The sequence below is a fragment of the Campylobacter concisus genome (genome assembly GCF_003048615.2).
In the GTDB taxonomy this organism is placed as follows: domain Bacteria; phylum Campylobacterota; class Campylobacteria; order Campylobacterales; family Campylobacteraceae; genus Campylobacter_A; species Campylobacter_A concisus_C.
Genome location: NZ_CP049263.1, coordinates 1,448,623 through 1,470,799 on the forward strand (window position 1 = coordinate 1,448,623; position 22,177 = coordinate 1,470,799).

At 37.3% G+C, this 22,177-nt stretch carries 19 protein-coding genes; 7 read left to right on the plus strand and 12 right to left on the minus strand.

Features of this window, described 5'->3' with window-relative positions; translation table 11 throughout:
- Nucleotides 1-7: 7 nt before the first annotated feature.
- Entirely contained in the window at nt 8-736 is a 729-nt protein-coding gene (locus CVS89_RS07330) for an amino acid ABC transporter ATP-binding protein (protein WP_103558564.1), read from the minus strand.
- Complete coding sequence (locus tag CVS89_RS07335) at nt 729-1,439, minus strand: amino acid ABC transporter permease (RefSeq protein ID WP_187424675.1); 711 nt, start codon at nt 1,437-1,439, stop codon at nt 729-731. The genes CVS89_RS07330 and CVS89_RS07335 overlap by 8 nt, the downstream gene beginning before the upstream one ends.
- A 146-nt stretch (nt 1,440-1,585) precedes the next feature.
- On the opposite strand from CVS89_RS07335, the gene putP reads away from it, so the two are divergent.
- Together putP and CVS89_RS10065 are read left to right on the plus strand one after the other, a co-directional pair.
- Entirely contained in the window at nt 1,586-3,073 is a 1,488-nt protein-coding gene (putP, locus tag CVS89_RS07340) for a sodium/proline symporter PutP (protein WP_103581913.1), read from the plus strand.
- 447 nt (nt 3,074-3,520) lie between these two features.
- Nucleotides 3,521-3,772, plus strand: a complete 252-nt coding sequence (locus CVS89_RS10065; RefSeq protein ID WP_148789712.1) for a hypothetical protein — start codon at nt 3,521-3,523, stop codon at nt 3,770-3,772.
- 239 nt (nt 3,773-4,011) lie between these two features.
- Here CVS89_RS10065 and CVS89_RS07350 read toward each other — a convergent pair whose 3' ends face one another.
- From CVS89_RS07350 to CVS89_RS07370, 5 genes are all read right to left on the minus strand, one after another.
- Entirely contained in the window at nt 4,012-5,718 is a 1,707-nt protein-coding gene (locus CVS89_RS07350) for an AIPR family protein (RefSeq protein ID WP_107847612.1), read from the minus strand.
- Nucleotides 5,719-5,738: 20 nt separating this feature from the next.
- Nucleotides 5,739-5,972: a hypothetical protein gene (locus CVS89_RS07355; RefSeq protein ID WP_187424683.1), complete on the minus strand. Its 234-nt coding sequence runs from the start codon at nt 5,970-5,972 to the stop codon at nt 5,739-5,741.
- A 459-nt stretch (nt 5,973-6,431) separates the two neighbouring features.
- A complete protein-coding gene (gene guaA, locus CVS89_RS07360; protein ID WP_107847610.1) occupies nt 6,432-7,964 on the minus strand; it encodes a glutamine-hydrolyzing GMP synthase in 1,533 nt (510 codons plus the stop codon).
- Nucleotides 7,965-7,974: 10 nt separating this feature from the next.
- Nucleotides 7,975-9,363, minus strand: coding sequence for a sodium:proton antiporter NhaD (nhaD, locus tag CVS89_RS07365; protein ID WP_009294572.1), 1,389 nt, complete (start codon nt 9,361-9,363; stop codon nt 7,975-7,977).
- Between the two features lie 113 nt (nt 9,364-9,476).
- Nucleotides 9,477-9,644 (minus strand): LptM family lipoprotein, encoded by a 168-nt coding sequence (locus CVS89_RS07370; protein ID WP_012001408.1) that lies wholly within the window; start codon nt 9,642-9,644, stop codon nt 9,477-9,479.
- Here CVS89_RS07370 and CVS89_RS07375 point away from each other — a divergent pair.
- From CVS89_RS07375 to CVS89_RS07390, 4 genes are read left to right on the plus strand one after another with little or no spacing between them, the layout of a single operon-like run.
- The gene (locus tag CVS89_RS07375; protein WP_199907218.1) at nt 9,627-10,127 is read left to right on the plus strand and encodes a hypothetical protein; all 501 of its coding nucleotides are present in this window, start codon (nt 9,627-9,629) and stop codon (nt 10,125-10,127) included. The genes CVS89_RS07370 and CVS89_RS07375 overlap by 18 nt on opposite strands.
- A complete protein-coding gene (gene uvrC, locus CVS89_RS07380; protein WP_107847606.1) occupies nt 10,121-11,938 on the plus strand; it encodes an excinuclease ABC subunit UvrC in 1,818 nt (605 codons plus the stop codon). The genes CVS89_RS07375 and uvrC overlap by 7 nt, the downstream gene beginning before the upstream one ends.
- The gene (locus CVS89_RS07385; RefSeq protein ID WP_021086152.1) at nt 11,935-12,690 is read left to right on the plus strand and encodes a hypothetical protein; all 756 of its coding nucleotides are present in this window, start codon (nt 11,935-11,937) and stop codon (nt 12,688-12,690) included. The genes uvrC and CVS89_RS07385 overlap by 4 nt, the downstream gene beginning before the upstream one ends.
- Nucleotides 12,680-15,559 carry a hypothetical protein gene (locus CVS89_RS07390; protein WP_107847604.1) on the plus strand — a complete coding sequence of 960 codons (2,880 nt, stop codon included), beginning with the start codon at nt 12,680-12,682 and terminating at the stop codon, nt 15,557-15,559. The genes CVS89_RS07385 and CVS89_RS07390 overlap by 11 nt, the downstream gene beginning before the upstream one ends.
- On the opposite strand, the gene CVS89_RS07395 is transcribed toward CVS89_RS07390, so the two are convergent.
- Nucleotides 15,556-16,827, minus strand: a complete 1,272-nt coding sequence (locus tag CVS89_RS07395; RefSeq protein ID WP_107847602.1) for an anthranilate synthase component I family protein — start codon at nt 16,825-16,827, stop codon at nt 15,556-15,558. The two genes, CVS89_RS07390 and CVS89_RS07395, sit on opposite strands and share 4 nt — an antisense overlap.
- Nucleotides 16,828-16,971: 144 nt before the next feature.
- Between CVS89_RS07395 and CVS89_RS07400 the strand changes: the two genes are divergently transcribed.
- Entirely contained in the window at nt 16,972-17,712 is a 741-nt protein-coding gene (locus CVS89_RS07400; RefSeq protein ID WP_103598330.1) for a sulfite exporter TauE/SafE family protein, read from the plus strand.
- Between the two features lie 31 nt (nt 17,713-17,743).
- Here the strand turns inward: CVS89_RS07400 and CVS89_RS07405 are convergent, their stop codons facing one another.
- Genes CVS89_RS07405 through ubiE form a run of 4 tightly spaced genes read right to left on the minus strand, consistent with a single transcriptional unit; the run spans nt 17,744 to nt 22,167 of the window.
- Nucleotides 17,744-19,204, minus strand: coding sequence for a class I SAM-dependent methyltransferase (locus CVS89_RS07405; RefSeq protein ID WP_107847600.1), 1,461 nt, complete (start codon nt 19,202-19,204; stop codon nt 17,744-17,746).
- Complete coding sequence (serC, locus tag CVS89_RS07410; RefSeq protein ID WP_107847598.1) at nt 19,204-20,283, minus strand: phosphoserine transaminase; 1,080 nt, start codon at nt 20,281-20,283, stop codon at nt 19,204-19,206. The genes CVS89_RS07405 and serC overlap by 1 nt, the downstream gene beginning before the upstream one ends.
- Nucleotides 20,284-20,285: 2 nt before the next feature.
- Nucleotides 20,286-21,452, minus strand: coding sequence for an exodeoxyribonuclease VII large subunit (xseA, locus tag CVS89_RS07415; protein ID WP_107847596.1), 1,167 nt, complete (start codon nt 21,450-21,452; stop codon nt 20,286-20,288).
- Nucleotides 21,445-22,167 carry a bifunctional demethylmenaquinone methyltransferase/2-methoxy-6-polyprenyl-1,4-benzoquinol methylase UbiE gene (gene ubiE, locus CVS89_RS07420; protein ID WP_107847594.1) on the minus strand — a complete coding sequence of 241 codons (723 nt, stop codon included), beginning with the start codon at nt 22,165-22,167 and terminating at the stop codon, nt 21,445-21,447. The genes xseA and ubiE overlap by 8 nt, the downstream gene beginning before the upstream one ends.
- Between the last annotated feature and the right edge of the window lie 10 nt (nt 22,168-22,177).

The window sequence follows — 22,177 nt, forward strand, 5'->3', positions numbered from 1 at the left end:
CTCCTTATTAGTGATTTAAAATTTTACCTAAAAACTCTCGCAGACGCTCATGCTGCGGATTTGTAAAGACATTTTTTGGTGTGTCATCAACTGCTATCTTGCCTTTGTCCATAAAGAAAATTCTATTTGCCACGTTTCTTGCAAAGCCCATCTCGTGAGTTACAACAAGCATCGTTATACCCTTTGCTGCGACATCTTTCATGATATCAAGCACCTCGCCGATCATCTCAGGATCTAGCGCGCTAGTTGGCTCGTCAAATAGTATCACCTCTGGATCCATAGCTAGGCTTCTAGCGATTGCTATACGCTGCTTTTGACCGCCTGAGAGCTTATGCGGGTAGGCAAATTTTTTATCGCTTAGCCCAACGCTCTTTAGCAGCTCATCTGCCCTCCTCTCAGCACTCTCTTTGTCTAAGATCCCAGCTTTTATCGGAGCTAGAGTTAAATTTTGCAAGACGTTTTTGTTTGCAAAAAGGTTAAAGTGCTGAAACACCATGCTCACTTTTTGGCGAATTTTATTTATGTCTGATTTTTTATTGAGGATATCTTCGCCATTTATCTTGATATGCCCGCTATCTGGCTCTTCAAGGCGGTTTATGCAACGCAAAAATGTACTTTTTCCACCGCCACTTGGACCAATTATCGCTATGACTTCGCCTTTTTTGATATCAACGCTAATATCATTTAAAACACGCAAATCGCCATAGCTTTTGTTTAAATTTTTAATCTCAATCATGGCGATTTAGTCTCCTCTCAAGTAGTTTCACCAAAAGGGTGAAAAATTTAACGCTCACGTAATATACAATGCCCGTAAAAATGACTGGCTCTGGGCTGTAAAAGACCGCTTGAAGGCTCTTACTTTGCATCGTAATATCAACGACACTTATGTAGCCAACGACTGAAGTCTCTTTAAAAAGCGAGATAAATTCATTTGCAAGCGCTGGCAAGATGTTTTTTGTAGCTTGTGGAAAGACTACCTCACACATAGAAACGTAGTAGTTTAGACCCATCGCACGGGCTGCCTCCATCTGGCCTTTATCAACGCTATTTATGCCGCTTCTTACGATCTCAGCGACGTATGCCGAGCTATTTAGCCCAAGTGCGATCACAGCGACGTAGAAGTTATCGCTCCAAGTGGCGAAAATCACCACAGAAAATATTAGAAGTTGAAGTATTACAGGCGTTCCACGCAAGATGTCGATATACTCATCTATGACGAAATTTAAAACCTTGATATCTAAAAATTTAATAAAAGCTAAAATAAATCCAAGTGTGATGCCTATAGCAATACCGCCTATCGTAAGGCCAAGTGTTACTCCGTAACTTTTAATATATGCGATCTCTTGCGCCTCACTAAGATCTCTTGGATAGAAAAAGTATGTTCCAAGTGAGACAATTATTATAAAAAATAGAAATTTGGCTAAATTTTGAGCGTTCAACTTCATCCTTTCTTTAAAATGTAGCCTTAAATGATACGAAAAAAAATATATCATTTTGCTTAAATAAATTTAAGGATTGCCTTAGCATTGAAATTTAAATAAATTTGTAATAACATAAGCGTTTTATTTTATTTGAAAGGAAATTTATGAGCTTTGGGTCTTATTTAGCCATCGCCATCTATTTTGGTTTCTTGCTCTTTATCGGACGATATTTCTACGATAAAAACGCAAGTATGAACGAGTATCTACTGGATAACCGCCAAATGGGTCCAGTCGTCACCGCACTTAGCGCTGGCGCTTCTGATATGAGTGGTTGGATGCTACTTGGCGTGCCCGGGGCCTTATACGCAACTGGCGTTGCAAATGTCTGGATGATAGCTGGCCTTATCGTGGGAGCTTACTGCAACTACTTATTTCTAGCAAAAAGGCTTAGGGTCTATACCGAGGTTGCAAGTGATAGCATCACGATACCTGATTTTTTAGAAAACCGCTTTAAAGATAGGACGAAAATTTTAAGGATCATATCTGGCCTTATCATCTTGATATTTTTCACACTTTACGTAAGTAGTGGCATCATCGCTGGCGGCAAGACATTTGAGAGCTTTTTTGGCTTAAAATTTGCATACGGAGCGGTCTTTACGCTCATAATCGTAGTCTTTTACACATTTTTTGGTGGATTTAAGGCTGTTAGCATAACTGACGCATTTCAGGGTCTTTTGATGTTTTGTGTCCTAGTCTCGATCCCAGTCGTGGCATATCTAAATTTAGACTTGCCAAGCGATACAAATTTGATAAAAGAGATAAGCAGGCTTGATGCAAATCACCTAAATCCATTTAGAGACCAGACTTTCTGGGGTATTTTAGGCCTTCTAGCTTGGGGGTTTGGCTACTTTGGACAGCCACATATCATCGTTAGATTTATGGCGATACGCGACTCAAAAGAGCTTGCAAAGGCAAGAAGGATCGGCATTGGCTGGATGACGATCGGCCTACTAGGTGCAATTATGAGCGGACTTATCGGCTTTGTCTATTTTAGCCAAAGAGGCGGACTAAGCGATCCTGAGACCGTGTTTTTAAAGCTTGGTGAGTTACTTTTCCCGCCATTTTTTATAGGTATTATCATCTCAGCCGTGCTTTCAGCTATCATGAGCACCATCTCAAGCCAGCTCTTAGTCACTTCAAGCTCGGTCACAAAGGACTTCATCTTTGCCTTTTATAAAAAAGAGGTGAGCCAAAGCACGCAAACAGCGATCAGCCGCTACGCAGTCGTGGCCGTAGCGATAATTGCCACCGTACTTGCCTTTATCTCTACAGATAACGTTCTAAACGTTGTTGGCAACGCTTGGGCTGGATTTGGCGCGAGCTTTGGACCAGTGCTACTTTTTAGCCTTTACTGGAAGCGTATGAGCGCACTTGGAGCGCTTGCTGGCATGATAGCTGGCGGTGCGACCGTGATATTTTGGATAACATCAGGACTAAATGCCTATGTTTATGAAATTTTACCAGGCATTTTAACCTCAAGCCTAGCCATCATCATGGTCAGTATCTGGGGCGACGCGATAAATAAAATGACTAGCGAGCCACACGAGCAAGTGATAAAAGATGAATTTGAAAAGATGAAAACAAGACTTTAAGTCTTAAATTTATTAGAAATTCCCAGTACTTGTAACTGGGAATTTCTAAAATTTATCTTACCGTCTTTATTGGATAATTATTTCTCGCTCTTCATATAAAATTACAAAATAAGCATTTGCAAAGCTTTTATTTTTTTCTTGTATGCAGCAACACTGCAACTTTTAAATTTGCACTTTAACTATTCTAAAATTTAACTATTCATATTTATTTTTCTTCCATCTTATATGTCACAATCCATCTTGCAGCTTCTAAGCCTTAGGGGTCTTGGATCGTACTCTTTTTAGTATCTTTTTTCATATCTTCATCAGTAAGAGCAAAATCAAAACTTCTATATTTTGTTTCATACGCTCATTCTTTACAGATTTTGGGATATCAATGACATCTCTTTGGATTAACCACCTTAGTATAATTTTGCCCTGCGTTTTTATAATATTTATCATCTGCAAATGAAGCCCAAGCCTCATTTACTCCTTGCCATACTCGAGCTACACTTTGCCATCTATAACTCAAGCAAGGCTGTCCATGAAAAGTATCTCTTGGGCAAACACATCACCTTCATAAAACACATATACATCAACGCTGACATTTTTGTTTTGAAAAAGCCATTTGCGAATGACGTTTTACGATACTTGTATCTTTGCAGAGATTGCAAATTTGACTCATCTGGTATCCTTTTTTATGAAGTTATAAGAGAATAAGAGCAAAATTTCATTAACTAATGCTAATAAAAGCTCAATTAAAAAATTAAAAACATAAAAGAAGTTCTCTTTATAGAAAACACTATAAAGGGGCTTTGTGTTTATTCCTACTCGATATGTCCATTGATATCGAGTTGTATAAATGGAATAAACCAATATCTTTATTACCTGATTTGGTTTTATTATCCGCTTTATTTCTGTTTATCTGATTTTTGTAAGCATATTGCAAGCACGAAGATCTATTGTAAATTGTCTATATACTGTTTTATTTCCTTAAAAAGTTTAGTATTTTTAGTTAATGCAGAAATATTTCTAACACCATCCGGATAAGTCTCAATTATATTTTTGTGTATTAAAAGTATTGCATCCTTAATTAACTTTTTATCATTAAATTCTATTTTTTGATTTTTATATTTATCCTTTAATAATTTTGCTGTATTTAATATAACTATATCACCTGTATTCATAAACAAATACTCATCAATCTTATTCAAAAAATCAGAATGAGGTATACCTAAAAAGTCAGATATTTCCGTCTTATTTTCATTTCTTCTAGTCCTTCTATAGCTGGTTATTATTTTGCTAATTTCTCTATACATATTATTAGCTTCTATAACCCTATCTGCATTTATGTCCATCAATATTTCATCAATTTTATTTTTATCAAACAATAGACCTTTTCCTCTTTTAGCTGTAGAAGCATACTCATCAAGCCAATATCCTACATAATGTTGTATAACGCTTTCTAATTTTATTGGAACAAGATTATTAAGACCCTTTCCTCCATAATGTTTTTTATATTCAAACTCATTAATTTGTCTTTCTAGATAATATCCTTTATTTTCTAATGATTTTTGCAAGTCTCTAATTATTGTGTGGTTTGCTATAAAATAACTATCTTTTATTGGATTTTGGGAATTCAAATACTCCGTAATCTTCATTCTTTCATTATAGTCTGATATTTCGATAATCCTTGTCAAAATATCCACTCCATTTTCAAGTTTGTTTTGAGTGTATAAATCATATAAAGATGTTACTGTTTGACACCCATTTACTATAGATACCCCTTTTAAAGAAACACTCAATTTATTTGGACTATTATTAACTTTATCGCATATAACAGTAACTCCATTATTGTAGAAATAGAACATTTCACTTTCTTTAGGATTAGATGCTGTAGCCTTAATCGAATTGTTAACACTAGTTTTCCCCTCGTACAATCTTATGTTTTCATCAAAAATAGTTTCAATACTATTTTCAATAGAAGATATAAGAGACCTACCATTAACCAATCCAACATATGATTTTATATTCATTGAATCTATATCATATGCAGAAGCCAACTGTTTATATGAAAGTGTAATCTCTAAATCATTTTTCCTATTCATTTTTTCATATATATTAGAAATTATTGATTTATCATGAATTTTTATTTGTAATTCACTGCCATAATCTTTTTTAAAGTTTCTAGCAAAGTTTTCTACTAATTCTTTATTAGCAATTGCATCTATGCCTTTATTAAAGCTAACAAAAAAAATCTTAAAACTAAAAATATCCATATCATTTATTCGTTCTTTGAATTGATTAAACTGAATATTTGATTCTTGGTTCGTTGTTTTATCAATTAACAAATTAAAACCATTAAAAGTTTTTAATATATCGCCTTGGCTTATTTCATAATTAATACCATTTATATCTTTTGGAAACTTGAATTGCATTACAATTAGTTCTTTTTCTTCTTCATTTAGTAAGATTGCATCTATACCATTATCACCAAAGCCATCAATTATTGCTTCACCAATCTCTTGTTCTTCTAAAAATAAATGATTTTTTAAATACCAATGTATGAATGCATTTGATGAATTTTTGTAATCATAATTTTCTTTGATCTCATCAACTGACTCTTTAATTTGTTTATAATATGATTCATATTTCGTAACTGCCATTTTTCCCTCCTAGTTAATAATTAACTTCTATACTCTACAGTAACCTCTTTTATCATCCCATCATGCCAATCTATGGTCTCTAATGGTATTTCATGGTATTTATCAAATACTTCATACAGATACTTGTACTTAACCTTATTTCCAATTATTTTCTTAAGAGAATCTGTATCCATTGAAATAATCTTCATTCCTGTAATGATTTCTTCATCTCTAGTATATGGAATTACCTTTATATATCTAAAATCTGAAATCATATCTTATCTAAGTATGTGCTAAAAAATAAACTATAATCAAATGGATTATCAAATCTAATCCCATAAATCGCCCAAATGTCTTAAAACAGGCTCTATTTCAACTCTTCTTTGACTATTTCCATCTGCAAGAGTTGTTTTAAACAATAATATTAGCTTCTAATGATAACTTATTATATTAAAAGCATTTTATCATCTTTCGCTAATTTTGTATCGTATAATTTCTAAAGTATATTGTTGGATGAATAGTTGTATGCAAAATCAGCCTTTCTAAATAGTTCTTGTATAATTTAAAGAATCAAAAACCATATCTTGTATGCTATGGCTTTTGTATTCGCTTATAAAACTACTATGAGTTATTGTTTAATATGTTCCTTTTAAAATACTTATCCATTTTACAATCGCTTCTCATTTCAAAGACTACAAATTTTTGTTTTAAGCCATCTTCTAATAAAAACTATTTTACTCCCACTCGATAGTTGCAGGTGGCTTGCTTGAGATGTCGTAAACTACGCGGTTTATACCATTTACCTCGTTTATGATGCGGCGGCTTACGTTTTCAAGCAGATCATAAGGAAGCCTTGAAAAGCTTGCAGTCATGCCATCACTTGCATCGACCACGCGCACACAAACAGCGTTTTCGTAAGTGCGGTTATCGCCCATAACGCCAACAGAATTTACATTTAAAAGTACGCAGAATGCCTGCCAAGTTTTGTTATACCAGCCACTACTTTTTAGCTCATCGCGCAAGATCACGTCAGCTTTACGAAGTAGCTCAAGGCTTGGTTTATTTACCTCGCCCATGATGCGGATAGCAAGGCCAGGTCCAGGGAAAGGATGGCGGAAGACTAGCTCGCGGCTTAGTCCAAGCTCAAGTCCTAGCTTTCTAACCTCGTCTTTAAAAATCTCTCTTAAAGGCTCTATTAGCTCAAACGTCATCCAATCAGGCAAGCCTCCAACGTTGTGGTGGCTCTTTATCGTCTTGCTTGAACCAACGACAGAGCTTTCGATGATGTCAGTATAAAGAGTACCTTGAGCTAGAAATTTCACATCGCCATGCTTCTTAGCCTCTTTTTCAAAAATTTCTATAAATGTCTCGCCTATGATCTTGCGTTTTTTCTCAGGATCAACGACGCCGGCCAAGCGACCTAAAAAGGTCTCGCTCGCATCTATACTAACTAGCTCAACACCAAGCTTTGTTCTAAATGTAGCTTCAACTTGCTCTTTTTCGTTTGTTCTAAGAAGTCCGTTATCGACAAAAACAAGGATCAAATTTTCAGGCACAGCAGCTGCTAAAAGTGCCGCAGTCACAGAGCTATCCACGCCGCCACTAACTGCACAAAGCACCTTGTGAGTGCCCACTGTTTTTCTTATCTCTTCTATCTTATTTTTAGCGAAGCTTCCCATGTTCCATGTGCTCTCGCAACCGCAGATATATTTGGCAAAATTCTTTAAAATTTGCGTGCCATACTCGCTATGTTGCACCTCTGCATGAAACTGGATCGCATAAAATTTACGCTTATCATCGCCAAAAGCGCAATAAGGCGAATTTTCGCTAATCGCAATCGCCTCAAAGCCCTTTGGCAGGTCTTTTACATAGTCGCTATGACTCATCCATACGATTTGTTTTGAAGGTGTATCTTTAAAAAGATCGTGCTCTTTTACGACGCTAAGTTCAGCCTTGCCGTACTCTTTGTGATCAGCGGCTAAAACCTCAGCACCATGCGTGTGAGCAAGTAGCTGCATACCGTAGCAAACGCCAAGTATAGGGATATTTAACTCAAAGACGCCGTTATCGCAAAAGTAGGCATCTTTAGCATAAACACTAGCTGGACCACCACTTAGAATGATACCTTTTGGATCTTTCGCCTTTATATCGCTTAGTTTTGCGTTAAATGGCAAAATTTCAGTATAAACTCCTTCTTCTCTTAGCCTTCTAGCTATTAGCTGAGTATACTGCGAACCAAAGTCCAAAACTATAATCGTATTGTTCATTTATAACCTTTTAAAAGTAGATGTGAAAAATTTCAAACTGCACATACCAAACAATGAGTGATACGATGTATCCTAAAACTACCATCCATGCATATTTCATATGCGCACCAAAGGTATAAATTCCTTTTAATTTACCCATTACTCCAACGCCAGCTGCTGAGCCAAAGCTGATCATCGAACCGCCGATACCAGCTGTAAGTGTCACAAGTAGCCACTGACTCATAGCCTCGCCCGCATCAGCTCCCATAGCTGGATTTGCTTTTAGAACGGCTGACATAACAGGGACGTTATCAACGACTGCTGAAAGGAAGCCAACACCGATATTTACAGGTGTTGAGCCAAATTTATCATAAAGTGACACAGCGTAATTTAAAAATCCAGCAAAGTGAAGAGCGCCAACTGCAGCTAAAATCCCAAAGAAGAAAAATAGCGTGTTGTTCTCGATCTTTGACATATAGTGAAAGACGTTCATAGGCTCTTCGTCTTTGTGAGCTTTTTTGAAATAATATGTGTAAAGGCTAAGCAGTGAGAAGCCAAACATCATGCCCCACATCGCTGGTAAGTGAAATAACTGGTGCATCATAACTGCACAAAAGATAGTAAATGCACCTATAAAGATAACCGCTTTACCACCCTTTTTCATAACCACTTTTGGCTCATTTGCCACGTCAAAATGAGGCGCAGTATTTGGCACGATGCGTGAAAGTAAAAACGCTGTCACAAACCAGCCGATAAATGAAGCTGGGAAAAGTGCAAAAAAGTCTAAAAATGGTGACTTGCCAGCCGCCCAAACCATAAGTGTAGTGATATCACCAAATGGGCTCCACGCTCCTCCTGCATTTGCTGCTACAACGATGTTTATCGCACCTGCGACTAGGAAATTTGTATTATTTCTATCTATCGTTAAAAGCACGGTTGATAGGATAAGCGCTGTTGTTAGGTTATCAGCCACTGGGCTAATGAAAAACGCCAAAATACCAGTTAGCCAAAATAGCTTTCTGTAAGTGTAGCCTTTTGAAACTAGGTTGTATTTAAGTGCGTTAAATACATCTCTTTCAACAAGTGCTTCGATAAATGTCATCGCTACCATTAAGAAAAATACGATCTGAGCTATCTCTAAGATCAGGTGATTTACCTCGTGCTCTAGCGAATGCACATCCATGCCATTTATAAGCATATAAACGCCGATTAGCAAAAACATAAAAGTGCCGATAAAAATGGCAGGTTTTGCCTTGTCGATGTGAAAATTCTCTTCTGCTGCTATGAAAAAGTATCCAACAACAAAAATGATAAGCGATAAAATTCCCGCCCATGTAGTAGTTAAGTCAATAGCCGCAGCTTCTCCGTCAGCACCAAAGGCTATAGCAAAAAACAAGCCTAGAAGTCCAAATAACCTCATATACTCTCCTTGTAAGATAAAAATTTGCGTATTTTACTTAAATGAGCCTAAAATTTAGGTTAGTTAAATTTATTAAGCTTGCATTACATTTTTATCTTACGCGAAATTTAAGATCAAATTTTATTGATCTTATCTGTTTTTTTCTCTTTTACAGGTGCATCGCCATAAAATGGATCGTCCTTGTAGCCGCAGCCACTAAGTGCAAAAAGAGCGAAAATTAAAATAAAAGATGATAAGATTGCCTTATGAAAGACGCCAAATTTATGATAGATGCTATCCACGAAAATCCTTTGTATAAAGAAAAATTAAGCATGGCAGACGAGTGCCAAGAGCTTCTTCGCCTCATGGGTAAAGCAAAGCGATTTTACATAGCTTTTTGCTACGTTAGAGAAGGCATTTTAACCTTCGTTCTCACTCATCCCTCAGGGCTTTTGGAGCTTAGACGTGATAGTAGTATAAATGATATAAAAGGGTTATTAAAAACCTTTTGCAAATTTAATAAAAATAGCATTTTTGCAAGCGTCATCGAGCCAAAACCTCTTAGCGAGATCAACTATATAAAAAACAAAAAAGAAGAAAATATAAGATTTATCGTGAGCAAATATCTAAAATTTTTCACGCCACAACCTACGCAAAGATCAAATTTCATCATGCCAGCCAGCAAGGGCAAGTTTAAAAATTTAGCCACAAATGAGCAAATTTATAAGAAATTTGAAGAGCTAAGAGAAATTTTGCTAAAGAAAAACGAGCAGGCAAGATGCTGATAGACGAGATAAGAACGCTTCCAAATGAGCCTGGCGTATATCAATATTTTGACGCTCAAAACAGACTTTTATATGTCGGCAAGGCCAAAATTTTAAAAAACAGGGTCAAAAGCTACTTTAAATTTACCCCAAGCCTAGCTCCAGCTGAAAAACTAAGCCCAAGAATTTCAAAGATGATAAGCGAGGCTGTGCATCTTGAATACATCGTCACACCAAGCGAGGCAGACGCGCTCATACTTGAAAATTCGTTTATCAAACAGCTAAAACCAAAATACAACATCTTGCTTCGTGACGACAAGACCTACCCTTATATCTTTATAAATTTAAACGATGAATTTCCTAGATTTGAGATCACTAGAAAGGTGGTAAAAGGCTCAAATATACGCTATTTTGGGCCATATTTTAGCGGAGCAGGAGAGCTTCTTGAGGCGCTTTATTTAAATTTCAACCTAGTTCAGAAAAAGTCCTGCATCAAAGGCAAAAAAGCTTGCCTTTTTTACCAGCTAAAACGCTGCTACGCCCCATGTGAGGGCAAAATTTCAAAAGAAAACTACGCCAAAATAGTCGCTGACGCCACAGCCGCTTTGCAAAATCCAAATTTGTTAATCGCTCGCCTTGAAGAGCTCATGCTAAACTACGCCAAGGCCGAAGACTACGAGCAAGCAGCCGCGACTAGAGATAAGATGCAAACGCTTAAAAATATGCAAACAAAGGTCGAGGTCGATCTTGCCAAGCTTGAAGACTTTGAGGCCTACTCAGTCGCTTGCGTGCATGATATGATCTGCGCAGTGAGATTTAGCGTGCAAAGTGGCAAGATAACAGGCGTAAAAACCGATATCACGCAGGCTAAAAACGCTCAAAAAGACGAGATAAACGAGGCTTATAAGCAGGCCATTTTAAAAAGCTTTATCGCTGGTCAGCCAATAATTAGCACCAAAATTTACGTCAATGAAAACTTTGAAGATAGCGAACTGGTGGAGGAAATTTTAAACGAGAGGTTTGGGCGTAAATTTAGCATCACATGCCCAAAAATAGGCGATAAGCGTAAAATTTGCGAGATCGCTACAAAAAACGCTGAAGTTAGCATCGAAAAATACCTAAAAACACACGACAACGAGCTATTAAACGAGATAAAAGAGTATTTTAATCTAGCTCACACGCCTTACGTGGTCGAAGCTTACGACAACTCACACCTTTTTGGCGAGGCAAGTGTCGGAGCGATGGTGCGCTATGAGCATGGCGAGTGGGCGAAACAAAACTACCGCCACATGCATCTAAATTCCAAAAACGACTACGATCAGATGAGAGAGAGCCTCACTGCTAGAGCACTTAGGTTTGATAAGCTTAGTCCGCCTGATCTTTGGGTCATTGATGGTGGCGAAGCGCTTTTAAATTTAGCTTGCGAAATTTTAGCAAGCAGTGGTGCAAACGTCGATGTAATCGCTATCTCAAAAGAAAAAATAGACGCCAAAGCTCACCGCGCAAAAGGCGAAGCAAAGGATAAAATTTATACAAAAAATGGCAGCTTTAGCCTAAGCACGAGCGATAAAAAGCTGCAGTTTTTCCAAAAGATGCGCGATGAGAGCCATAGATTTGTCATCAGTTTTCACAGAAAAACAAGGCAGAAAAACGATATGCAAAGATCAGTGCTAAGACAAGCTGGCGTATCTGAGGGCAGTATCGCGAAATTAATCAGCTTTTACGGAAGTTTTGATAAAATCAGCGAAGCAAATTTAGACGAAGTGGCAAAAATAACAAACAAAAGCGTGGCAGCAAAGCTTTTAACGCTCAAAGAAGGAAATTTGAAGTGATAATATACGATGAAAATTTAAAAATATCTGCAATAACACAAAATTCACTCGAGGTATTAGGCTTTGATAGCCTAGATGACTTTTTATCACATCATAGCGATCTTGGTGAGCTAGTCATAACAAGTCAAAAAAACATGAATTGCAGTTTTTTAGAATTCCTACAAAATGCGAATAATAACACAGCTAGAATAAACATAAAAAGAAAAGATGGCAGCGCTATTTTGCTAAATGCGAGCTTGCAATGCGCTACTTTAAAAAATGAAGAGAAAATTTTCGCCATACTTTTAGAAAGACAAGACACACTAAATAATCAAAATTTAGTCGCAGCTACAAAAACAAAGCCTATTTTAAGACTGCCTATTTTCGAGATAAATGCGAGGTATCTTTTTGACTCAGATATACAGGTTTTAATAGACGATACTTGGTTTGAAACATCAGCTAAAGTTTTAAATTTACAAAAAGATGAACTAGCATATTATTTAAATATTTTTTCTCGTAATGCAAGAGAAAAATTTATCTTGATACAATCATCACTAATAGCAAAAGACGAAATGATGTTAAGAAAATATGTAAATGAGATAAAAGAAGCAGCCTTAAATCTAAAATTAAACATATTTGTCAAAGAACTTGAAAATCTACTAAAAAGTGATAGAAAAGAAAAGCGCAAAGAGATATCTATGTTTTCCAAAAGGCTAAGCGAAATAGATATAATCGTAAAAAAATATAGCAAAAAGAGCGTGTATGAGAACTAGAAAATTTTATTTACTACTAGCACCTACATTAATTTCAGCACTATTTTGCGCATATAATGGATATAAATACTATAAAGATTTTACAGCATTAAATGACCTAGAAGAAAAACTAAATAAACAATCTTTAGCTCTACATGTATCAAGCTCGACTTTAGATGAGCACGATGCCCTCACAGGAAAGAGTCAAACAAACATAAACAAGCTACGAGGCAATACTCTAAAAAACGCACAAAATTTCATAAATTCTACAAAAATAAATAATAGTAGTGAATTACGGAATATAAATAAGTTAAAAGAAGTGCTTGCTAATTTAAATCAAACAGATAAATTTGAAGATTATTTTTATGATTTTTTTAAAAATATAAATGGTGAAATAAATGCGGACTTTGAGCAAATACTTAAGCAAAATTTGCCACCAAAAATAAAAAACTATGCTACTGCATTAAATCAAATTTATAAACAACTATCTTTAGTAAACGATGCTAAATACTATATGAAAAATATCTTAATAGACAGATCATTAGTCATATCAAATGACACCGTAAAAGACAATCTCTACTATATCAATGACAATATGTTTGGTGCTATCGATTTATTGCCAGAAGATGAGCTAAAAGAGAATATATACGATAGTTTTTCTCAGCTCGAAAACAATTATAAGAGCAAAAATTTAGAAGAGGCAAGGGCTAAAGTCATACTATCAGGAAAACTAAGTCCTAATGACATAACATTAATAAAACAATATGAAGATGACAAATTTCATCTTTTGCTAAATAGTGCTATAAATATACAAAATGGATTAAAAAATATTATAAAAAAAGATAAATTGGAAAGTGGCTTAGTAGCATTGTTTACATTTCTACTTTCAGGTTTGCTCTTTTTATCTTCACTCGGTATTTTTACAAGATTAAAATTCTTAAAGATGTTTGCTAACAAATCAACATACATTAAAGAGCACATCTTACAGTCAAGTGATCCAAACGTAAATATAAATAATGCTATATCAAAACTCATAAAGGCATATGAAGCTTTAAAAGAAACATATGCAAAAGATAATAATTTTTATCAGATAAAAGACAAATACATCTCATCAGTAAGCAAAAAGTTAGAAACAATAAACAAAGAAATTTTAACCTCTGTTATGGCTCTAAAAACAGAAATAAACGAAAATAAAAAGCAGGGCATTATTAGCATAATAGAGAAAAATGTAAATATTATGATATCGCTTTATAATAATGCAAAAAATATTTCTAATACAAAAAAAATAAAAGAGTATAATACAAATGAACATTTTTATCCACAAAAAAGCTTTGAGGAGATGCTACAAACAAATATCATCTACTCGCAAAATAAAAAGATAAATTTCATAAGCTATATAGATCCGACTCTAATAAATGAGCTAGAGGGCGATCTAGAGTCTCTCAAAGCTGCTTTTAACAGTATATTTCTAGCCTCTCTTTCAATGTCCTCAAAATATCAGAATTTAATAATCCAAATTAAAAAAGTAAAACAAGAATTTAGCAAAAACGGACTTTGCACCATAAGCTTTAGCATCAAAAATAATTCGACAGCTATGAGCGAAGAGCAAATTTTGGATATATTCTCAAATAATAAAACAAGCATGGATAATGATGAGAGCGAATTTTATTTAAAAATAGCACAGACTTACTTGAAAAATTTAGAGAGCAAACTTGAAATTAGCTCACTTAAAAACGTTGGAAATGATTTTAAGTTTATAGTTATTTTCAAAACGACTCCTAATCACAAAGAATTTAATATTAGTAACGATCATAAACTAGCTTTTCTGCAAGATACAAGCATTGTATATAATGATTTTTTTGAAAAAACAGTAAATGAACTAGGTTTAAAGGTGGATATACTTGCAAATAGCAACACCATAGCTGCCAAAAGTTATGACGCTGTATTTTTAAGAAATACGAGTACAAAAGCTGACGATATTAAAAACCCTCTTATTTTAAAAGATCCACTCACACCTCTTGCTATCATAAGACTACTCTTTGCTGATGATCTTGATACACTGGCTAAAGATATAAATAATAAACCAAGAATTTTAATCTGTGATACAAACGAATTTTATATAGAAATAACAGCAAGTGGATTTAGAAAGATTAGTTGTGAGGTAGTTGGTGTTTGCAACAAAAAGGATCTTAAACAAGCAATAAAACAAGGAATGTTTGATCTTATTTTTATAAGTTCGAAGTTATTTGAAGATGAAGAGAATAGCTTTGCAAGAAGTTTCAATCTCTTGAAAACAGCCACACAAAATACCAAAACGCCTCTAATTTTAATGCTATCAAATACTTCTAATATTGATGAAAATAGCACTAAAGTCCACTTTGATGCAACTATTAAAACACCAATAAATAGCGATGACCTAATACAGCTTTTTAAAAATTTTCTACCACATTTTGATAATCCTATCACAAACGAAAATTTACTAAATAAAAGTGAAAACATCATCTTGTTTAAAAAAACACCAATGGAAAATAAAATTTTTAGTTCAGCTTTGGGAGAATTTTATAACACACTAGAAACCGCAAATAGTTTTGATGAATTGCTAATAAAAATAAAAACTAAAACTTACGGTATTGTTTTAGTTGATGAAAACACAAAAGATTTTGACTACAAAGAGCTAATCAAGATAATGAGCGAAACGAGACAAAGCAAGATGATAAATACAAAGCTACTGATCTTTGGTACAAAAGAAAGAGTCGACCTTCCTTTTGTAAAAATGTTAGCTGAAAATATAAGTAAAGCAGAACTTGCAGCAACAGTAAGAGCACAACTTGATACTACTACTGATGATAAAACAAAAGACTCTTATGAATTTATAAAATTTAGCTCTTAAACCTCTTTTGCGCTGTTTTTAAAGACATTTACCACGCTTGCTCGTTTGTGGCAAATTTCAGCATACTCTTTTTCGCTTTTTGAGTCATAGACTATGCCAGCTCCAGCTCCGACAAAGACATCGCTAAAGCCGTTTTTAGCTGGCACAAAGATGGCTGAGCGGATAAGGATCGCCACCTGAGCGTCACCATTAAAATGCAAAAATCCAATGCCGCCACCATAGATATTTCTCTCAAAAATTTCAAGCTCATTGATTATCTGCATCGCTCTGATCTTTGGCGCACCGCTTAACGTGCCAGCCGGGAAGATGCTAGCTAGCACGTCAAAAAGATTAAGCTCCCTAGCGCACTTGCCATAGACGTCGCTAACGATGTGCATCACTTTTTCAAATTTCTGGATATGCATCGCATTTTTTACCGCCACGCTCTTTGGCTCTGAGACCCTGCCGATGTCATTTCTTGCAAGATCGATTAGCATCTTGTGCTCCGCGAGCTCCTTTTCGTCGCTTAAAAGCTCATTTTCAAGTGCCACGTCAGCATTTGCATCACCCCCTCTTGGCCTTGTGCCAGCGATTGGTGCTACAAAAATTTGCTCACTTTTCATCTCAAAAACAAGCTCAGGCGACGAGCCAACCACATCGCCATAAGGCGTAGGAAAATGAAACATATATGGGCTTGGATTTGCAGTGGCTAGCTTTTTGTAAAAGTCCAAACTATTCATATTTGTTGAAATTTCAAGTAGCTCACCAAGCACCACTTGAAAGACGTCACCGCTTCTTATGTATTCTTTTGCCACTTCAACCATATTTTCAAAGTGTTTCTTCTCGCTACTAAGATCAGTTTTTATGCTAAATTCACACTCTTTTTCGCCCTTATACTCAGCCTTTAAATTTAACAAAAAGTCATAATACCTCTCTTTATCTCCATAAAAAGTGTAAATTTTACTCATCTTATCAAAGTGCAGATATGCTTTAGCATCGGCGTAGATAAATTTTGGAAATTCATATTTTTTAGTTTTCTCTTCGCCGATATATTCAAAATATCTCACGCCATCATAAGCAAAAACGCCAAAAAGCCCAGCAAAAGGTGCGAGTGATCTGTTACGATTAGTATCAAAGTAGCTTCTAAGTCCGTAAAAGTCCATATCTTTTTCATCGATATATTCGCAGTCGATGCCGATTATCGTTTGCGTCTTGTCTTCAGCAAGGTAGCTATTTTTAAATTTCTCTCTGATCGCTTCATAATAAAAAAGTGGTTGTTCTAAGAGCATCTTTTTCCTTTTAAAATTTTATTGATTATAAAAAATTTTCGCTTTTACTTTTTAGAATTTTGGCTAAATTTTTAAATTTACGCCTTTTTTACTATTTTTTTAAGAGCCCCTTGGCTAAAATTTGCACCAGTCAAGGGAGAAAAAATGCTTTTTGTAGAACTTTTTATATTAGGTATCGGCGTTGGTTACATAGCTGGATTTTTTGGCATCGGTGGCGGCACGGTCGTCGTTCCTATCATGGTCGCCTTTGGATACGACGTCAAAACTGCCATTGGCATAAGCGTCATGCAGATGATCTTTAGCGCAACATTTGGCTCATATCTAAACTACAAAGCTGGGCTTTTAAAGCTAAACCGCGGCGTATTTTTGGGGCTTGGCGGTCTTGTGGGGGCAAGTTTTAGCGGTATCATCGTATCGCACGCGCCTGCACTCTTACTTGAGTCTATGCTTCTAGCAACATTTGTCTTTTCGCTTATAAAACTATACTTTTCGCCAAACAGCGACGGCTCAAATGCGAATAATTCGCTCTTTTTGCTATTTTTAGTTGGTGTTTTTGTTGGCGTTTTTGCTATTAGCATCGGCATCGGCGGAGGCGTCTTTATTGCTCCTATCTTGGTTGGCTTTTTACGCTACGAGCTAAAAAAAGCGGTCTCAATGGGCGTGTTTTTCGTTATGTTTGCAGCCATCGCTGGCTTCATCTCGCTCTCGCTAAATGGCCATATCTCTTATGCTGAGGGCGCATTTTTAGGTCTTGGCTCGCTAATAGGCGCATACTTTGGCACCAAAAAGACGCAAAATACCGACAAAAAAACACTTAAAAAATGGTTTTTGGTCTTTTACATAGCGATGATATGTTTGATATTAAAAGATATGTTTTTTGAGTAAGAGCATGGCTAAATTTGCCACGCTCTTTTTTTTAAATTTCTTCAAAAAAGTAGGCTTCGCTTAGTTTAAAAGCAAGCTCTTTTAGCTCATCTTCACTTAAATTTACGCTCTTTTCGATCTCTTTAAAGCTGGCCTTGCCGTCAAATTTCAAGGCGGCTTTGATCTCTTCAACGCTTAAGCTAAGCTTGCCATTTAGCTCGTTTGCCAAAGATATGACTGGTGAGCTGGTATTTAGAAAATACCCCAGATACGCTGCTGCTCTAGGCTTTAGCCTAGTTTTTTTAGGCTCATAATCAAGCGCAATAAGCTTTGATGATGAAATTTTAGTATTTTGATCATTTAAAATTTCAAGTAGCCCCATAAATGCTTCGCTCTCGTTTTCGCCAAGAGCGTCTTTGACCTCGTCTAAATTTAGGCTTTGCGGATAAGCTTTGCTTAAAATTTCTTGCGTTTTTGTCCTTGGCTGTTCGCTAAAGTAGGCAAAATTTAGGCTATTTAGCTCGCTCTCTCCAAGCACCGCGTCAAAGTCATCAGCGCCATTTAGCCTTTCTTTGTGAGCGATGAGGCTTTTTCTAAACGATCTATCAAACAAAAAGTCGTTTAGCTGCTCTTTTTTGATGCGAGTGTTGTAGCTTTGCTCGATGTGCGCATCAAAGCGGTAAATCCCGGTCGAGCTTGCAAAGATATCGTTTAGCGAGGCGTCTATGACGTAGCAAAGCCCGTGTTTGTCGATGTGTTTGGCAAATTTATGAAAGTAAGTTGGCTCATTACTCGCCTCCAAAAAGTCGTGCAAGATGTAGTAGTCGCTGCCCTTTGCGATGATGCCTTGCAAGAAATTTAGCTGCGTTAAAAGTAGCTTCATGCTATCTTTATAGACGACGTCGCTTTGGTTTTGCAGGCTAAATTTCAAATAATCCTGCAAGAAATTTAACTCTTCTTTGACGTGAGGAAGTGAGTCTTTATCGCCCCTATTTGCGCTCGCAAAAAGCATGAAGTCTCTTAAGATATCAAGGCTCTTCCAGCCTGGGTAGGTGTTATAAGAGACGTAGGCGATGCCATCTTTGCTAAGTAGCGCCTTTATCGTAGCTAGCAGCGCATCTCTTACGTTTGGGCTCACCCAGCTATAAACGCCGTGGGCGATGATGTAGTCAAACTCGCCAAGCTCTTTGATATCGTGCTCATTCATGTGCAAAAAGTCGCGCTCAAGAAGAGTGAAATTTTTTAAATTCATCTTCTTTGCGATCTTGTTGCCCTCTTCTACTTGGTGGCTTGAGATGTCGATGCCAACGACCTTTGCCTCTTTGTGAGAAGCTGCAAATGGCAAGATGTTGCCACCATATGATGAGCCAAGCTCCAGCACTCTGGCATCTTTTAAATTTGCCGCCTTTAGGCCTAAAAATTTAGCAACCGCCTCTATCCTAACAGGCGAGCAGTCGCTAAATGCGGCTGAGAAATAAGGAATTTCATCGTAAGCTTTTTTTGCCTTATTCATCAGCTGTGCTTTCTGGCAAATTCTCTCATGAACTCGCCAAGTTTCTCAACGTCGCTTTGGCTAACGGCGTTATATATAGAGGCTCTTATGCCGCCAAGATGTCTGTGGCCTTTTAGTCCAAGCATGCCCTCTTTTAGCGCTTCTTCGACGAAAACTGGCTCAAGCGCATGATCTTTTGGTATGGTAAAGCTCACGTTCATATCTGACCTGCTTGATTTTTTAGCGTGTCCCACGTAAAAGCCATTTGAGCTATCTATGATGCTGTAAAGCGTGCTTGCTTTTTTGGCGTTTATCTTCTCAACCTCGGCAAGTCCGCCAAGATCTAGCAGGTGCTGCATGGTTAAATTTAAGAGATAAATTCCAAAAGTTGGCGGTGTGTTGTAAAGTGAGTTTGCCTCTACGTGCGTTTTGTAGCGTAAAAACATAGGGACGTTTTGGCTGCTCACGCGATCAACTAGGTCCTTTCTTAAAATGATGATAGTCACGCCGCTTGGGCCTGCATTTTTCTGAGCTCCGCCGTAAAGCAAGCCGATACTGCTAAAATCAAGCGGTCTAGCGAAAAAATCACTCGAAGCATCGACAACTAGGGGCGATTTGGTCTTTGGCATAGATTTATACTGCGTGCCATAAATAGTGTTGTTTGAGCAGATGTAGGCATAGTCAGCATCGTCACTAAATTTCACCTCAGGGATATAAGAGAAATTTTCATCCTCGCTGCTTGCTACGACATCTACATTTACGCCAAGCACTTTTGCCTCTTTGATGGCTTTGTTTGTCCAAACGCCAGTATTTGCGTACTCAGCCCTGCCACCTTGATATAAATTCATCGGTATCATGCTAAATTGCAAGTGCGCGCCACCTTGCAAAAATAAAATTTCATACTCATCGCCGATGCCATAAAGCTTTCTTATCTTCTCCATCGCACCGAAGTGGATCTCCTCAAAGGTCTTGCTTCTGTGGCTAATCTCCATGATCGAGTAGCCCTCGCCTCTGTAGTCGGTAAATTCGGCCTTTGCGTGCTCTAAAACGTCTAGTGGTATCGCGCTTGGGCCTGCGCTAAAGTTGATTTTTCTACTCATTTTTACTCCTTGATAATTGCTTTTTTATGTGTATTTTGCGAGATAAGCTCGATCTCATCATTTAAATTTAAATCCCTAAGATCAGCTCTCTTGCCATCTTTTCTAACCTCGATAAGCCCCTTCGTACTCTCAAAAAAGAGCTCCCTCATCTCATAAGCCTTCTCTAGCGAGCTAAGAGCCGAACCAAGAACTAAAATTTTCCTTGAAACGGCGTTTGTTAGGGCATTTTGCTTGTTTGCTACCTCACTAATTTTTAGCTCGATCCTAGCTTTTAGAGCGTTTGACGAAAATTTAGAAAGTAGTAAATTTAATAAATTTTGCTTTTTGGTGATCTTTAAATTTAATGCACTATCAAGATCGTCGCTGAGCCTGTCAAGATACTGGAAAAACGCCTCTTCATCAGGCAGCAGATCAAGCATGGCTGCACTTGGCGTAAGCGACCTGCGGTCTGCTACAAAGTCACTTATGACGTAGTCGATCTCGTGGCCGATAGCGCTTATGACAGGCGTTTTGGTAGCGTAAATTTCACGCGCCAAGCCCTCGTCGTTAAAGCACCAAAGGTCTTCTTTGCTGCCGCCTCCGCGCGCTAGCACGATCACATCAACGCCGTATCTATCGGCCTTTCGCAAAGCTTTTATAAGCGAGCTTGGGGCATTTTCGCCCTGAGTTAGCGCGTCAAATATATAAATTTCACTTAGCCTCCAGCGGCTCGTGACGACTTTTAGCATATCCTGAAGCGCAGCTGAAGTGGCGCTTGTGACAAGAGCTATTTTTTTAGGTAAATTTGGTATCTCTTTTTTTGCGCCGATATCAAAAAGCCCCTCGTTTTCGAGCTTTTCTTTAAGCTGTCTAAACGCAAGCTCAAGCTCGCCCTCGCCATCTGGCAGCATAGCACTAGCCACTAGCTGATAGGACCCACTTGGCGAGTAAATGGTCACTTTGCCATAAATTTTGACCTTCAAGCCCTCTTTTGGCAGAAATTTCACCTTTTGGTTATTCATACGATACATCACAGCTGAGATGCTTGACTTTTCGTCCTTTAGCGTGAAGTACCAGTGGCCAGAGGCGTGCTTTGTTAGGCGCGAAATTTCGCCACTTACCTCGACATAGTCAAGGGTTGCCTCAAGCAGTGCCTTTGCTTTTTCGTTTAGCTCAGATACGCTAAGCATTGATTTCTTTGACCTTTTTAGCGATAAATAGCGTCGAGATGTCCATGCTAAAGCCCTTGCAAAGCTCTATCTCAAAGCCAGCCTCCACAAGCTCATCACAAAAGCTCTTTGCATCGAGGAAATTTTCTATCGAGCTTGGCAGATACTCGTACGCCTCTTTGTTTTTCGAGATAAAGCCGCCTATACTTGGCAAAATCTTACTTAGATAAAAATCTCTTAGCGCAGTTATAAAGCCCTTTTTCTGGCGTTTGGTAAATTCAAGCACGACGACGTAGCCATCTGGGGCAAGCACTCTATTAAACTCTCTTAGTGCAGCCTTTCGCTCGACCACGTTTCTGATGCCGTAGCTTATGCTTAAAATTTGAGCCTCGCCACTTGCAAGCGTCGTATTATCAGCGTAGGCCTCTATAAATTTAAAATTTGGAAATTTCGCCCTCGCCTCTTTTAGCATGCCACTTGATGGGTCGATGCCAGTAAGGCTTTTCACCTCCACGCCAAATTCTTTTGCCATTTCACTCCAAAGCCCCATCATATCGCCAGTACCGCAAGCCACATCCACGATATTTATGCCTCTTTCTTTAAAAATTTCTAGCATATACCTGCAGGCAAATTTCCTCCAGCTCACATCCACGCCAAGGCTTAGCACCCTGTTTGCGACGTCGTAAGTCGGAGCGATCTGGTTAAACATATCAACTATCTTTTCTTGTTTTTGCATAAATTTTAGA